Here is a 13,638-nt window from a genome sequence, read left to right as displayed (position 1 = left end):
GGGATGCGTAACAGGCTAACGGTGCGGGGGGCGTGCCGCCGGGGCTCCGGGCAACGCATGATGGTTGCCATGGAAGACGGCATAAGGGTGGGGCAGCTGCTCGTGGCCACCCCCCAGCTGGACGACCCCAACTTCCGGCGCAGCGTCGTCCTGGTGGTCGAGCACGACATCGAGGGCGGCACGCTCGGCGTCGTCCTCAACCGGCCGACCGAGGTGCCCGTCGACCGGGTGCTGCCGCCGTGGGCGGAACTGGTGACCGGGCCGTCGGTGGTGTTCCAGGGCGGGCCGGTGGCGCTCGACAACGCGCTGGCGCTGGCGCGGCTGCCCGGCGAGGGCGAGCCGCTGGGATGGCGCGCCCTGGACGGCGGGTCGGAGGTGGCCCGGGTGGGCCTGGTGGACCTGGACGCCCCGCCCGGCCTGCTGGCGCCCGAACTGCTCCAGTTGCGCGTGTTCGCCGGGTACTCCGGCTGGTCGGCCGGGCAGCTGCACGCGGAGATCGAGGAGGGCGCGTGGTACGTGGTCCCGGCCGAGGCGGGCGACGTGTTCGCCGGCGACCCCGCCCGGCTGTGGCGCGAGGTGCTCCGCCGTCAGGGCGGTGACCTGGCGTTCGTCTCCACTTTCCCCGACGACCCGACCCTCAACTAAGGTGATGGGGTGAGCGAGGCGACGGGCCGCCGGGCGGCGCGCAGCCGAGCCCGGCCGATCGGCCGCGTCGGTCCGATCGAGCACGATGAGCACAGCACCCCTGCGGACGCGGCTTCGGAGCCGCTGGGCGAGGAGGCCACGTGAGCACGAAGATCCTTCCCGAGAGCGACACCCGGCCGGATCTCTCGCACGGCGACGGCGACCACGAGCGGTTCGCCCACTACGTCAAGAAGGCCAAGATCACCGAGAGCGCGGTGACCGGCACCCCGGTGATCGCGCTGTGCGGCAAGGTCTGGGTGCCGAACCGGGACCCCAAGAAGTATCCGGTGTGCCCGGAGTGCAAGGAGATCTACGAGGGCATGGCCAAGGGCGACGACGGGGACCAGTGAGCGCGGCCCGCGCCGCCCGGGGTGCTGACGGGCGGCGCGGCGCAAGGGCGGGCGTGACGTGATCTCGCGGCCGGCGGGCAGACCGGCCGCGAGATCATGAATTTCTGATTCGGGGGATCGATGAAGCGGCTCGGCAGGGTCTTCTGCTGCTCACTTGTCATTACTCTGTGTGGTGCTTCACTCACGTATGGCGACGCGCGGGTCGTCCGCCGGGCCGCGCCGGCGACGGCCGCCTGCGACGACACGCCCGGCCGGACGCAGGGCCGCACACCGCCGGGCCGTGGCGCGCTGCGCAGCGCGGGCGAACCGGGCCAACCGGGCGAGCCCCCCGTCCGTGACCGCGCCGACCTCGGGCGCGCCCAGGTGCGGGCGATGCTGGACGACTTCCGCCGCACCCTGCGCGCCCGGTTCGGCACCGACGACGAGCGGTTGCTGGAGTCCCGGTGGCGGCGCCGGCCGATCGTCATCCCGGTCCGGTTCCACGTGGTGACCGACGGCAGGAACGGACGCCTGTCGCGGGCCAGGGCCAAGCAGCAGGTCGCCACACTCAACGCCGCCTACGGCGGCAGGTGGGGCGGCGCCGACACCGGCATCAGGTTCCGGCTCAAGAGCTACGAGGTCACCGTGAAACCCGGGTGGTTCGCCGAGCCGCACGCGCACGAACGGGCCATCAAACACCATCTACGCGGCGGCGGGCCCGGCACCCTCAACCTGTTCACCGCCGCCGTCGGCACCGACGTGCTCGGCTTCTCCACCTTCCCCCAGTGGTACCGGGGGGAACCGGGCAACGACGGCGTCGTCGTCGACCACCGCAGCGTGACCAACGGCTCCTTCCAGCACTTCGACCGCGGCTACACCGTCGTGCACGAGGTCGGGCACTGGATCGGGCTGTTCCACACGTTCGAGAACGGCTGCGAGGTCCCCGGCGACGACGTGGGCGACACACCGTACGAGGCGTGGCCCGCCCAGGGCTGCCCGCGGCGGAAGGACACCTGCCCCGAGCCGGGCAGCGACCCTGTGCGCAATTTCATGAACTACGGATGGGACGACTGCATGCGGGAGTTCACCGCTGGTCAGGGACGACGTTTGCGCACGTTGTGGGCCGCGTACCGGGAGCCGCGCCGGACGGGTTCCGCGCGCGGTGGGGCGCGATTTGTCGGTGAGTCTAGGTAGCCTTCGATGACCGTGAGCACTTTCGCCGCTTCCAGCATGCCCCCCGCCTTCCCCGAGCGGGCCGCCTGGGGGACCGCCTCGTCCCTGCGTGCCTGGCAGCAGCAGGCTCTGGAGGCGTACTTCGGCGCGGACGGGGGCACCGGCCCGCGCGACTTCCTCGCCGTCGCCACGCCCGGCGCCGGTAAGACCACCTTCGCGCTGCGGCTGGCCCGCGAGCTGCTCGACCGCCGCGTGGTGGTCGGGGTCACCGTGGTGTGCCCCACCGAGCACCTCAAGCGGCAGTGGGCCGAGGCCGCCGGCCGTGTCGGCATCAGGATCGACCCCGAGTTCCAGAACGCCCAGGGGCGCGTCGGCAAGGACTTCCACGGCATCGCCGTCACCTACGCCACGGTCGCGGCCCGTCCGGCGCTGCACCGCAACCGCACCGAGGCCCGCAAGACCCTGGTGATCTTCGACGAGGTGCACCACGCGGGCGACGGGCTGTCGTGGGGCGACGCGGTGCGCGAGGCGTTCGAGCCCGCCACCCGGCGGCTGTGCCTGTCCGGCACGCCGTTCCGCACCGACGTCAACCCCATCCCGTTCGTGCAGTACGAGGAGGGCTCCGACGGCATCCGCCGCAGCCGCGCCGACTACACCTACGGCTACGGCCCGGCCCTGGCCGACGGGGTCGTCCGGCCGGTGCTGTTCATGGCGTACGCGGGCGAGATGCGCTGGCGCACCCGCGCGGGCGAGGAGCTGACCGCCACCCTCGGCGAGCCGCTCACCCAGGACCAGATGTCGCAGGCGTGGCGGGCCGCGCTCGACCCCAAGGGCGACTGGATCCGGCAGGTGCTGGTCGCCGCCGACAAGCGGCTCACCGAGCTGCGGCGCGCCATCCCCGACGCGGGCGGCCTGGTCATCGCCACCGACCACGAGTCGGCCCGGGCGTACGCGGCGATGCTGCGCGCGGTCACCGGGCAGGGCGCCACCGTGGTGCTGTCGGACGACCCCACCGCCAGCAAGAAGATCAAGCAGTTCGCCGGCACCGACGAGCGCTGGATGGTGGCGGTGCGGATGGTGTCCGAGGGCGTCGACATCCCGCGGCTGTGCGTGGGCGTGTACGCCACGTCCACCAGCACGCCGCTGTTCTTCGCCCAGGCCATCGGCCGCTTCGTCCGGGCCCGCAAGCGCGGCGAGACGGCCTCGGTGTTCCTGCCGTCGGTGCCGACGCTGATGGGCCACGCCGCCGAGATGGAGGCCGAGCGCGACCACGTGCTCGACAAACCCCTCCGCGAGGACGGTCTCGACGACGACCTGCTGGCCGAGGCCAACCGGCGCCGCGACAACCCCGACGCGGTGGGGGAGGAGTTCTCCTTCGAGACCGTCGAGGCGTCCGCCACCTTCGACCGGGTGCTGTACGACGGCGGCGAGTTCGGCATGCAGGCCACGCCCGGCTCGGCCGAGGAGGAGGAGTTCCTCGGCATCCCCGGTCTGCTGGAGCCCGAGCAGGTCAGTGCGCTGCTGCGCAAGCGCCAGGCCGACCAGCTGCGCGCCCGCCGCAAGAACAAGACCGGCGACCCGCGCGCCGACGGCGCCGACGACCGCACCACCGCCGAGGACCTGCACGCCCTGCGCAAGGAGCTGAACGGCCTGGTCGGCGCGTGGAACCACCGCACCGGCCAGCCGCACGGCGTGATCCACGCCGAGCTGCGCCGCGTCTGCGGCGGCCCCGCCATCGCCCAGGCCAGCGCCGAGGACATCCGCCGCCGCATCGCCAAGATCCGCGAATGGGCCGCCCGGCGCCGCTCCTGACCCGCCGGCCGGATCGGCGTCCGCGCCTGCGCCCGTGTCTGCACCTGCGTCCGCGGCGGCGGCCGGTCAGGCGCGGGTGACGGGGCTGCCGACGAGGTCGACGCCCTCGCGGCGCAGTTCCTCCAGGGCCCGGTCGACGGTGTCCTTGGCGACGCCCGCCGTCAGGTCGAGCAGCACGCGGGTGCGCAGCCCGGCGCGCGCGGCGTCCACGGCCGTGGCCCGCACGCAGTGGTCGGTGGCGATGCCGACGATGTCGACCTCGTCCACCTCGTGGCTGATCAGCCACTCGGCCAGCGGCACCTCGTCGTCGGTCGCGCCCTCGAACCCGCTGTAGGCGGCGTCGGTGCGGCCCTTGCTGAACACCACCTCGATCGGGGCGAGGTTCAGGTTGGGGTGGAAGTCGGCGCCGGGCGTGCCGATCACGCAGTGCGGAGGCCAGGTGTCGACGAAGTCCGGGTCGGCGGAGAAGTGGTCGCCGGGATCGAGATGGAAGTCGCGGGTGGCGACGACGTGGGCGTACTCGTCACGGTGCGCGGCGACGTGCGCGGAGATGGCGGCGGCCACGTCCGCGCCGCCGCCGACGGGCAGTGAGCCGCCCTCGCAGAAGTCGTTCTGGACGTCAACGATGATCAGGGCCTTGCCCATGAGCGCTCCTCGATGAGGTTCCCCCGGTATGTCCCCGGACAACGCGAACGCTACTCCAGCGGGCGCACGCCGCCGTCGACGAACTCGGTGGGGATGGCGGGCTGCCCGCGCGACAGCTGCACGGCGGTCGGGGGCAGCTCCCGCAGGGAGCGGGCGTGCCGCTCGCGGGCGTCGGCCAGGGGCTCGCGTCCCACCACCTCGCCGTCCTTGATCAGCGGGACGTGCAGGAGCCGGTCGCGCGGCCCCGGCGTCGGCTCGCCCGTGGTGATCAGCTCGCAGGTCGCGGTGCCGTGCGCGTCGACGCGGCGGACCGCCGCCTTGCGGCCGCCGCGCGTGGGCTTGCCCGCGGACCGCTTGGCCACCGGGCGCATGGGGGCGTCCGGCTCCGGCCCGTCGGCCCGCGCCACCAGCTTGTAGACCAGGGACGCGGTGGGCGCCCCCGACCCGGTCACCAGGGACGTGCCGACGCCGTAGCCGTTGACGGGGGCGGTGCCCAGCGACGCGATGCCGTACTCGTCCAGGTCGCCGGTGACCACGATGCGCGTGTCGGTGGCGCCGAGCGAGTCCAGCAGCTCGCGGACGCGCCGCGCCATCACCCCCAGGTCGCCGCTGTCGATGCGCACCGCGCCCAGGGCCGGCCCGGCCAGCTCCACGGCGGTGCGCACGGCCCGTTCGACGTCGTAGGTGTCGACCAGCAGCGTCGTGCTCTCGCCGAGGGAGGCGAGCTGGGCCTTGAAGGCGTGCCGTTCGCTGTCGTGCAGCAGAGTGAACGCGTGCGCGGCCGTACCGGCGGTCGGCACCCCGTACCGGCGTCCCGCCTCCAGGTTGGACGTGGTGGCGAAGCCCGCGATGTAGGCGGCGCGGGCGGCGGACACGGCGGCCCGCTCGTGGGTGCGGCGCGAGCCCATCTCGATCAGCGGACGGCCCGCCGCGGCCTGCACCATCCGGGACGCGGCCGAGGCGATCGCGCAGTCGTGGTTGAGGATCGACAGCGCCACCGTCTCCAGCAGGACGGCCTCGGCGAACGTGCCCTCCACCACCAGGATCGGCGAGTCGGGGAAATAGCACTCGCCCTCGGGATAACCCCATACGTTCCCGGTGAAGCGGTACTTCTCCAGCCATTCGGCGGTCGGCTGGTCCACCACGCCATGGGCGGTGAGGAACTCCAGCTGGGCGGCGTCGAAGGTGAAGCGCTCGATCGCGTCCAGCAGCCGTCCGGTGCCCGCGACCACGCCGTAGCGCCGTCCGTTCGGCAGGCTGCGGGCGAACACCTCGAACACCGCGCGGCGTCCGGCGGTGCCCTCGCGCAGCGCCGCCTGCAGCATCGTCAGCTCGTAATGGTCGGTCAGCAGAGCCGTGCCGTCACCAAGGTCCACAAGTGGAACCTTAAGGCCCGGTGTGTGCACCATGGAGATGCGGGCCGCCGCGGACCGCGGCGGCCGAGGGGCGAACGCGGCCGACGGCATCGCGCATAGCATCGGGAACGGTGGCGGAATCGACTCCGCGGGGAACGAGGGAGACGTGAGGAGCCGATGAGCACAGCACCCGCACCGGTCGAGCTCGAACGGCCGGACGTCGGAGAGGGCCAGAGCGCCGACCGGCCCTGGCTGGCGATCGTCTGGAACGACCCGATCAACCTCATGTCGTACGTCACGTACGTGTTCCAGACCGTGTTCGGCTACACGCGGCCCAAGGCCGAGAAGCTCATGCTGGACGTGCACCACAAGGGCCGGGCCGTGGTCGCCAACGGCACGCGTGAGGAGATGGAGCGGGACGTGGAGATCCTGCACTCCTACGGCCTGTGGGCGACGGTGAAACGAGACGACTGAGAATCGAGATCCATGAGTGCGGTCAAGAGGGTGCGAGGCGGCGGCGTCAGCGTGCGGCTGGAGCCCGAGGAGGCGGCGCTGGTCCGGGCGTTGATGGAGCAGCTGCTGGCGCTGCTGGACCAGGACGCGCCGGGCCGGGGCGACGAGCTGGCCGCCGTGGGCATCTCCGAGCGCACCTCCCCGCCGGACGACCCGGTGCTGGCGCGGCTGTTCCCGGACGGCTACCGCGAGGACGACCGCGCGGCCGGCGAGTTCCGCCGCTACACCGAGCTGGGCCTGCGCGACGGCAAGCGCGAGGCCGCCCAGACGGTCCTCAAGACGCTCGACCGGGGCCCGCGGACGGTCCTGGACGACGAGGAGGCGCAGATCTGGCTGCGGGCCCTCAACGACGTGCGGCTGGCGCTCGGCACCCGGCTCGACATCTCCGAGCAGTGGTACGAGGAGGCCGCCGAGCTGGACCCGGCCGACCCGCGCACGCCCATGTTCGCCGCCTACGACTGGCTGACGATGCTGCAGGAGAGCCTCGTCCGAGCCGTGTGGTGACCGCCCGGCCGGGGGATCGGGCCGCAGGTGGGGCGGGGGCCGGGTCGGCCTGCGGCGGCGGGTAGCCTTCGGGGCATGCTGACGATCGAGCGTGCCCTGGTTGACAAGATCGTTGCGCATGCGCGCGCCGACCACCCCGACGAGGCATGCGGCGTGATCGCCGGTGCGGCCGGATCGGACCGGCCGACCCGGTTCATCGCGATGACCAACGCCGAGCGCTCCCCCACGTTCTACCGGTTCGACTCCATCGAGCAGCTCAAGGTGTGGCGGGAGATGGACGACCGGGACGAGGAGCCCGTGGTCATCTACCACTCCCACACCGCCACCGAGGCGTACCCGTCCCGCACGGACGTCGCCTACGCCTCCGAGCCGAACGCGCACTACGTGCTGGTGTCCACGCGCGACCCCGAGGAGATCGAGTTCCGTTCCTTCCGGATCGTGGACGGCGAGATCACCGAAGAGGAAGTGAAGATCGTCGACGGCGACGAGTGAGCGGCGTTCCGATGCGGACGGGCGTGCCCGGGCGGCCGATCGGGGCCGCGGACACGGCCGGTAAACTGGCCGTCATGTGGACGAGCGGGCGGTCGGGGCCGGGCGCGGCGCGCCGTGCGCCGGCCGGTTTCGCGCCGCCGCCGCGGGCGGCCCGCTCCGCACTCGCCGGGTTCCCGCGGGGTGCCGCGTCCCCCTGTCCCGTGCAGAGCTTCCTGTTCGGGCACTCGCGCGCCGAGGTCGTCTACGACTGTCGCTGACGCGCCTGATCCCGCCTGGAATTCCCCCGCCTCCCGCCCGGTTGTGATGCCTCGGGCGGGGAGCCCTTACCTCGAGCCGGGGGCGTGGGGGGCGGTCCCCCCACAGAGAGACACGACCCGAAGGAGATCATCGCGATGGCGATCGAGGTCCGGATCCCGACGATCCTGCGCAACTACACCGGCGGCGCCAAGTCCGTGGAGGGCAAGGGCGGCACGCTCGACGAGCTGTTCTCCGACCTGGACGCCCGCCACCCGGGCCTGCGCGAGCGGCTGGTGGACGACAAGGGGCTGCGCAAGTTCGTCAACGTGTACCTGAACGACGAGGACGTGCGCTTCCTCGGCGGTCTCGACACCGAGGTCGCCGACGGTGACAACGTCACCATCCTGCCGGCCGTCGCCGGCGGCTGACCCCGGGACGCCGTGCCGATGCGTTTCGACTCCCTGCTGGACTCCCTGGGCCGCACCCCCCTGGTCGGCCTGCCCCGGCTGTCGCCGAGCCCCGAGGTGCGGCTGTGGGCCAAGCTGGAGGACCGCAACCCCACCGGTTCGGTCAAGGACCGGCCCGCCTTCTGGATGATCGCCAAGGCGGAGAAGGAGGGCCTGCTCAGCCCCGGCTGCACGATCCTGGAGCCCACCTCCGGCAACACCGGCATCTCCCTGGCCATGGTCGCCAAGCTGCGCGGCTACAACATGGTCTGCGTGATGCCGGAGAACACCTCCGCCGAGCGGCGCCAGCTGCTGGAGATGTGGGGGGCGCGGATCATCTTCTCGCCGGCGGCGGGCGGGTCCAACGAGGCCGTCCGCGTGGCCAAGGGCCTGGCCGCCGAGCACCCCGACTGGGTGATGCTCTACCAGTACGGCAACGAGGCCAACGCGCTGGCCCACTACGAGACGACCGGCCCGGAGATCCTCGCGGACCTGCCGACGATCACCCACTTCGTGGCCGGGCTGGGCACCACGGGCACGCTCATGGGCGTCGGCCGGTACCTGCGCGAGCAGCGACCCGACGTCAAGATCGTGGCGGCCGAGCCCCGGTACGGGGAGCTGGTGTACGGGCTGCGCAACATCGACGAGGGCTTCGTGCCCGAGCTGTACGACGACACCGTGCTGACCACCCGGTTCTCGGTGGGCTCGGCCGACGCGCTGCGCCGCACCCGCGAGCTGCTGGAGCGGGAGGGCATCTTCGCCGGCATCTCCACCGGCGGCGCCCTGCACGCCGCCCTCGGCATGGCCGCCAAGGCGGTCAAGGCGGGGGAGCGGGCCGACATCGTGTTCATCGTCGCCGACGGCGGATGGAAGTACCTGTCGACGGGTGCGTACTCCGGCACGCTGGAGGAGGCCGAGGAGCGTCTCGAAGGCCAGCTCTGGGCCTGACGGGGCAGGTCCGGCGGAGTGTCCGTTGCACCGCAAGTTGCGTGCTCGGCGCGCTCCGGCCGCCCTGCCGGGGCCGGTGGCGGCTGCCCTGAGGGATAGAGTTCATACTCGAACGACATTCTAGATCCGTGCCGGCCGCGCGCCGGCACGGAGCCGGGACAGGGCGGCGGCCGGGAGGGCGGATGAGCAGGTTCGGCGACGCGACGGCGGTCACGCGGGTGGACGAGGGCAGGTACCGCATCGATCTCGACGGCGCGTTCGGGTTCGCCGAGGCCCTCAACGGCGGCTACCTGATGGCGGTGCTGGCCCGCGCCGCCGTCGACGCCGCCCCGCACCGCCACCCCGTCGCCACCGCCGCCAACTTCCTGCGGGTCGCCAAGGCGGGCCCCGCCGAGGTGCTGGTGGAGCCGCGCAAGGCCGGCCGCACCGCCAGCGCCGCCCACGTCAGCCTCGTCCAGGACGGCCGGGTCGCGGTGGACGCCCTGATCACCACCGCCGACCTGGAGGCCGGCGCCGAGCCCGAGTGGGTCGGCGAGCCGCCCACGCCGCCGCTGCCGCCGATCGAGCGGTGCACCCACTTCCAGGGAGGCGACCGCGAGCGCGGCTTCGCCGACCAGGTGCAGATGCACTTCGACCCCGCCACGCTGGGCTGGCTGGACGGGCGGCCCAGCGGACGGCCCGAGTGCCGCGCCTGGTTCCGGCTGCGCGACCCGCACGAGCCCGACGCGTTCGCCCTGGCCCTGGCCGTGGACGCGCTGCCGCCCATCGTCCTCAACACCGGCGCCAAGGGCTGGGCCCCGACCGTCGAGATGACCTGGCACATGCGCGCCGTCCCCGCCCCCGGCCCCCTGGCGCTGCACGGCAGCGGCCGCATGGTCACCGGCGGCTGGTTCGACGAGGAGGTCGAGGTCTGGGACTCGGCGGGCCGCCTGGTCGCGCAGAGCCGCCAGCTCGCCCGCGTCGGCCGCCCCCCGTCCAGCTGAGCCGCGCGGATCCCGGGCCGGCGACCGTCACACCCGGCACGGGACACGCCCGGAATCACAGGAGTGGGCGCCCGGGGCGCGCGCACGGCGGTTTCGAGCATGTGACCGTGTGATGTCCGACGCATGACGCGCCTCGGCGGCGTCCGTTCGCCTAGCCTTGAGTCTCATGTCTGACGCGCCGATCGGGATCTTCGACAGCGGTTTCGGCGGGCTGACCGTGGCCCGCGCCATCCTGGACCAGCTGCCGAACGAGTCGATCGTCTATCTCGGCGACTCGGCGCGCCAGCCGTACGGGCCGCGGCCCATCGCGCAGGTGCGCGCCTTCGCCCTGGAGATGCTCGACCAGCTGGTGGACGAGGGCGTGAAGATGCTGGTCATCGCCTGCAACAGCGCCAGCTCGGCGATGCTGCGCGACGCCCGCGAACGCTACGACGTGCCGGTCGTCGAGGTGATCAACCCGGCGGTGCGGCGGGCCGCCCGCGCCACCCGCAACGGCCGGGTCGGGCTGATCGCCACCCGCGCGACGGTGACCAGCCGTTCCTACGAGGACGCCTTCGCCGCCGCCCCGCACATCGAGCTGACCGCCGCCGCCTGCCCCCGTTTCGTGGAGTTCGTCGAGTCCGGGGTGACCATGGGCGACGAGCTGCTGGAGGCGGCGCGCGGATACCTGCGGCCCGTCGTCGACGCCGGCTGCGACACCCTCATCCTTGGGTGCACCCACTACCCATTGCTTACCGGCGTCATCTCGTATGTCGTGGGAGACGGGGTCACACTGGTCTCAAGTGCCGACGAGACCGCCAAGGACGTCTATCGAGTGCTGCACGACCAGGGGCTGGCCCGGGCGGAGGCCGCGCCCCCGCCCGTCCACCGGTTCCGCGCGACCGGTGACCCGGCCGTGTTCGCGGCGCTCGGCCGCCGATTCCTGGGCCCGGAGATCGGCCTCGTGGAGCCCACCGCGAACAAGGCTCTGACCACCTGATTCCTCGGGAACACAAGAGGAGGAGTGAGCGTGCGGGTCACTGTGATCGGCTGCTCCGGCAGCTTCCCGGGGCCGGAGAGCCCCGCGTCCTGTTATCTGATCCAGGCGGAGGACTACTCCCTGCTGCTCGACCTGGGCAGCGGAGCACTCGGCACGCTGCAGCGCTACCACGGCCTCTACGACATCGACGCCGTGTGCCTGTCGCACCTGCACGCCGACCACTGCCTGGACCTGTGCGGCTACTGGGTGGCGCGCAGGTACTGTCCCGACGGCCCGGCGCCCCGCATCCCCGTCTACGGGCCCGAGGGCACCGCGGCCCGCATGGCCAAGGCCTACGACCTGGAGCCCGAGCCGGGCATGGCCGAGGCGTTCGACTTCCGTCCGCTGCTGCGCGGCCCGTTCGAGATCGGGCCGTTCCGCGTGACCACCGCGCAGATGCCGCACCCCGTCGAGGCGTACGCCTTCCGCGTCGAGCACGACGGCAAGGTCCTGGCCTACTCGGGCGACACGGGCCGGTCCGCCGCGCTGGTGGAACTGGCCCGCGACGCCGACCTGTTCCTGTGCGAGGCGTCCTTCCTGGAGCAGCCCGACCTGCCCAACGACCTGCACCTCACCGCCCGCGAGGCGGGTGAGCACGCCGCCCGGGCCGACGCCCGCCGGCTCGTGCTGACCCATCTGGTGCCGTGGAACGACGCGAACCGCTCGCTGGCCGAGGCCAAGGCCAGCACGTTCGGGGGCACCATCGAACTGGCCCACGTGGGCGCCGCCTACGACCTGTGACGCGCCCGGGGACTAGGGTGGTCCCCATGGCACGCCCCGACGATCGCGCACCAGACCAGCTCCGTCCCGTCCGCATCCAGCGCGGCTGGCTCGACCACGCGGAGGGCTCGGTGCTCATCGAGTTCGGCGGCACGCGCGTGCTGTGCGCGGCCTCCGTGCAGGACTCGGTGCCGCGCTGGCGCCGCGACAGCGGCCTCGGCTGGGTGACCGCCGAGTACGCCATGCTGCCGCGCGCCACCAACACCCGCAACGAGCGCGAGTCGGTCAAGGGGCGGCCGGGCGGCCGCACCCAGGAGATCTCCCGGCTGATCGGCCGGTCCATCCGGGCCTGCGTCGACTACAAGGCGCTGGGCGAGAACACCGTCCAGCTCGACTGCGACGTGCTGCAGGCCGACGGCGGCACCCGCACCGCCGCGATCACCGGCGCGTACATCGCGCTCGCCGACGCGGTGGCCTGGATGCGCGGGCGCGGCATGACCAAGGGCGAGCCGCTGATCACCTCCGTCGCGGCGGTCAGCGTCGGCGTCATCGACGGCGAGGCCCGGCTCGACCTGTGCTACGAGGAGGACGTCGTCGCCCAGACCGACATGAACGTGGTGTGCACCGGCGACGGCCGGTTCGTGGAGGTGCAGGGCACCGCCGAGGGGCGGCCGTTCGACCGGGCCGAGCTGGACGCCCTGCTGGACCTGGCCGCGGGCGGCTGCGCCGAGCTGACCGTCCTGCAGCAGGAGGCGCTCGGCCGATGACCCGGCTCGTCCTGGCCACACGCAACCAGGGGAAGATCGCCGAGCTGCGCGACATCCTGGCCGGCCTGCGCGCCGCCGACGGCTCCGGCGTCGAGGTCGTCGGCCTGGCCGAGTTCCCGGACGCGCCCGAGGTCCCCGAGACCGAGGCCACCTTCGCGGGCAACGCCCTGCTCAAGGCCCGCGCGATCGCCGCGCACACCGGCCTGCCCGCCGTCGCCGACGACTCCGGGCTGTGCGTGGACGCCCTGAACGGCATGCCCGGCGTGCTGTCGGCACGCTGGTCAGGCCGGTTCGGCGAGGCGACGGGCGACAAGGACCGCGCCAACCTCGACCTGGTGCTGGACCAGCTCGCCGACGTGGCCGCCCCGCACCGGGGCGCCGCGTTCGTCTGCGCCGCCGCGCTGGTGCTGCCCGGCGGCGCCGAGCACTGCGTGGAGGGACGGCTGCGCGGCCGCCTCCTGGACGCCCCGCGCGGCAGCGGCGGCTTCGGCTACGACCCGATCTTCCTGCCCGAGGGCGAGACCCGCACCACCGCCGAGATGGCGCCCGAGGAGAAGAACGCGATCAGCCACCGCGGCCGCGCCTTCCGCGACCTCGCCGCCCTGCTTCCCGAGGCCCTCGCCGCCACGTCCCGCTGACGGCTCCTCGCCCGCACCCGCCGAAAAAAAGAGCGGCGCCGTGACAACCTCACGGCGCGCCGCGCGGGTTCAAGGGGTGTCACTCTGTTCACCCCGAGGAGCAACATGAGCGAAAAAGGGCGTTTCCGGCGTCCGCGCGGGCGGGTCACGATGGCGGTCGCGGGCGTCGTCGGTGCCGGCGTGCTGGGCACGGGCATCTGGCTCGGCGCGGCGGCGGGCACGGACGCCGCCGACACCACGGACGCGGCCAAGGTCGCGGCCAGGGGCACCCTCGGGCCGTCGGCGCCGCCCGTCCGCCCGGACCGGCCCGCCACGCCGTCCGCCCGCCCGTCGGCGCCGCCCCAGCCCACGGCCGCGCCGCAGCCGCCGACGAC

At 73.2% G+C, this 13,638-nt stretch carries 18 protein-coding genes; 16 read left to right on the top strand and 2 right to left on the bottom strand.

Going from position 1 to position 13,638, the window contains the following annotated elements; genetic code table 11:
* Nucleotides 1-69 precede the first annotated feature (69 nt).
* The 5 genes from ABD811_RS37970 (at nucleotide 70) to ABD811_RS37950 (ending at nucleotide 3,998) form a co-directional block, all read left to right on the top strand.
* Complete coding sequence (locus ABD811_RS37970; RefSeq protein ID WP_344957488.1) at nucleotides 70-645, top strand: YqgE/AlgH family protein; 576 nt, start codon at nucleotides 70-72, stop codon at nucleotides 643-645.
* A 9-nt stretch (nucleotides 646-654) separates the two neighbouring features.
* Nucleotides 655-789 (top strand): hypothetical protein, encoded by a 135-nt coding sequence (locus tag ABD811_RS37965; protein ID WP_344957486.1) that lies wholly within the window; start codon nucleotides 655-657, stop codon nucleotides 787-789.
* Nucleotides 786-1,034, top strand: coding sequence for a DUF3039 domain-containing protein (locus ABD811_RS37960; RefSeq protein WP_344957484.1), 249 nt, complete (start codon nucleotides 786-788; stop codon nucleotides 1,032-1,034). Before ABD811_RS37965 ends, ABD811_RS37960 begins: the two co-directional genes overlap by 4 nt.
* A 372-nt stretch (nucleotides 1,035-1,406) precedes the next feature.
* A complete protein-coding gene (locus tag ABD811_RS37955) occupies nucleotides 1,407-2,207 on the top strand; it encodes a zinc metalloprotease (RefSeq protein WP_344957482.1) in 801 nt (266 codons plus the stop codon).
* A gap of 36 nt (nucleotides 2,208-2,243) precedes the next feature.
* Nucleotides 2,244-3,998 (top strand): DEAD/DEAH box helicase, encoded by a 1,755-nt coding sequence (locus tag ABD811_RS37950; protein ID WP_344957764.1) that lies wholly within the window; start codon nucleotides 2,244-2,246, stop codon nucleotides 3,996-3,998.
* A gap of 66 nt (nucleotides 3,999-4,064) precedes the next feature.
* Here ABD811_RS37950 and ABD811_RS37945 read toward each other — a convergent pair whose 3' ends face one another.
* Both ABD811_RS37945 and ABD811_RS37940 read right to left on the bottom strand, forming a co-directional pair.
* Nucleotides 4,065-4,643 (bottom strand): isochorismatase family protein, encoded by a 579-nt coding sequence (locus tag ABD811_RS37945; RefSeq protein ID WP_344957480.1) that lies wholly within the window; start codon nucleotides 4,641-4,643, stop codon nucleotides 4,065-4,067.
* A gap of 50 nt (nucleotides 4,644-4,693) precedes the next feature.
* A complete protein-coding gene (locus ABD811_RS37940; RefSeq protein ID WP_344957762.1) occupies nucleotides 4,694-6,052 on the bottom strand; it encodes a nicotinate phosphoribosyltransferase in 1,359 nt (452 codons plus the stop codon).
* Nucleotides 6,053-6,175: 123 nt separating this feature from the next.
* On the opposite strand from ABD811_RS37940, the gene clpS reads away from it, so the two are divergent.
* From clpS to ABD811_RS37885, 11 genes are all read left to right on the top strand, one after another.
* Complete coding sequence (gene clpS / locus ABD811_RS37935) at nucleotides 6,176-6,472, top strand: ATP-dependent Clp protease adapter ClpS (protein ID WP_344957478.1); 297 nt, start codon at nucleotides 6,176-6,178, stop codon at nucleotides 6,470-6,472.
* A gap of 12 nt (nucleotides 6,473-6,484) precedes the next feature.
* Nucleotides 6,485-7,015: a DUF2017 domain-containing protein gene (locus ABD811_RS37930; RefSeq protein WP_344957476.1), complete on the top strand. Its 531-nt coding sequence runs from the start codon at nucleotides 6,485-6,487 to the stop codon at nucleotides 7,013-7,015.
* 75 nt (nucleotides 7,016-7,090) lie between these two features.
* Nucleotides 7,091-7,507 (top strand): M67 family metallopeptidase, encoded by a 417-nt coding sequence (locus tag ABD811_RS37925; RefSeq protein ID WP_344957474.1) that lies wholly within the window; start codon nucleotides 7,091-7,093, stop codon nucleotides 7,505-7,507.
* A 392-nt stretch (nucleotides 7,508-7,899) separates the two neighbouring features.
* Nucleotides 7,900-8,172, top strand: coding sequence for a MoaD/ThiS family protein (locus tag ABD811_RS37920; protein WP_344957472.1), 273 nt, complete (start codon nucleotides 7,900-7,902; stop codon nucleotides 8,170-8,172).
* Between the two features lie 18 nt (nucleotides 8,173-8,190).
* Nucleotides 8,191-9,138 carry a PLP-dependent cysteine synthase family protein gene (locus ABD811_RS37915; RefSeq protein ID WP_344957470.1) on the top strand — a complete coding sequence of 316 codons (948 nt, stop codon included), beginning with the start codon at nucleotides 8,191-8,193 and terminating at the stop codon, nucleotides 9,136-9,138.
* Nucleotides 9,139-9,320: 182 nt separating this feature from the next.
* The gene (locus tag ABD811_RS37910) at nucleotides 9,321-10,121 is read left to right on the top strand and encodes a thioesterase family protein (RefSeq protein WP_344957468.1); all 801 of its coding nucleotides are present in this window, start codon (nucleotides 9,321-9,323) and stop codon (nucleotides 10,119-10,121) included.
* Nucleotides 10,122-10,287: 166 nt separating this feature from the next.
* Nucleotides 10,288-11,100 carry a glutamate racemase gene (gene murI / locus ABD811_RS37905; protein WP_344957466.1) on the top strand — a complete coding sequence of 271 codons (813 nt, stop codon included), beginning with the start codon at nucleotides 10,288-10,290 and terminating at the stop codon, nucleotides 11,098-11,100.
* Between the two features lie 30 nt (nucleotides 11,101-11,130).
* A complete protein-coding gene (locus ABD811_RS37900; protein ID WP_344957464.1) occupies nucleotides 11,131-11,880 on the top strand; it encodes an MBL fold metallo-hydrolase in 750 nt (249 codons plus the stop codon).
* Between the two features lie 26 nt (nucleotides 11,881-11,906).
* Nucleotides 11,907-12,626 carry a ribonuclease PH gene (gene rph / locus ABD811_RS37895; RefSeq protein ID WP_344957462.1) on the top strand — a complete coding sequence of 240 codons (720 nt, stop codon included), beginning with the start codon at nucleotides 11,907-11,909 and terminating at the stop codon, nucleotides 12,624-12,626.
* The gene (rdgB, locus tag ABD811_RS37890; protein WP_344957460.1) at nucleotides 12,623-13,264 is read left to right on the top strand and encodes an RdgB/HAM1 family non-canonical purine NTP pyrophosphatase; all 642 of its coding nucleotides are present in this window, start codon (nucleotides 12,623-12,625) and stop codon (nucleotides 13,262-13,264) included. The genes rph and rdgB overlap by 4 nt, the downstream gene beginning before the upstream one ends.
* Before the next feature lie 105 nt (nucleotides 13,265-13,369).
* On the top strand, nucleotides 13,370-13,638 hold a 269-nt coding region (locus ABD811_RS37885), incomplete at its 3' end, for a hypothetical protein (RefSeq protein WP_344957458.1).

Source organism: Actinomadura miaoliensis (genome assembly GCF_039536785.1).
Lineage (GTDB): Bacteria > Actinomycetota > Actinomycetes > Streptosporangiales > Streptosporangiaceae > Spirillospora > Spirillospora miaoliensis.
The sequence above is the reverse complement of the archived record's forward strand: the minus strand, read 5'-3'. Positions and strand labels throughout refer to the sequence as shown.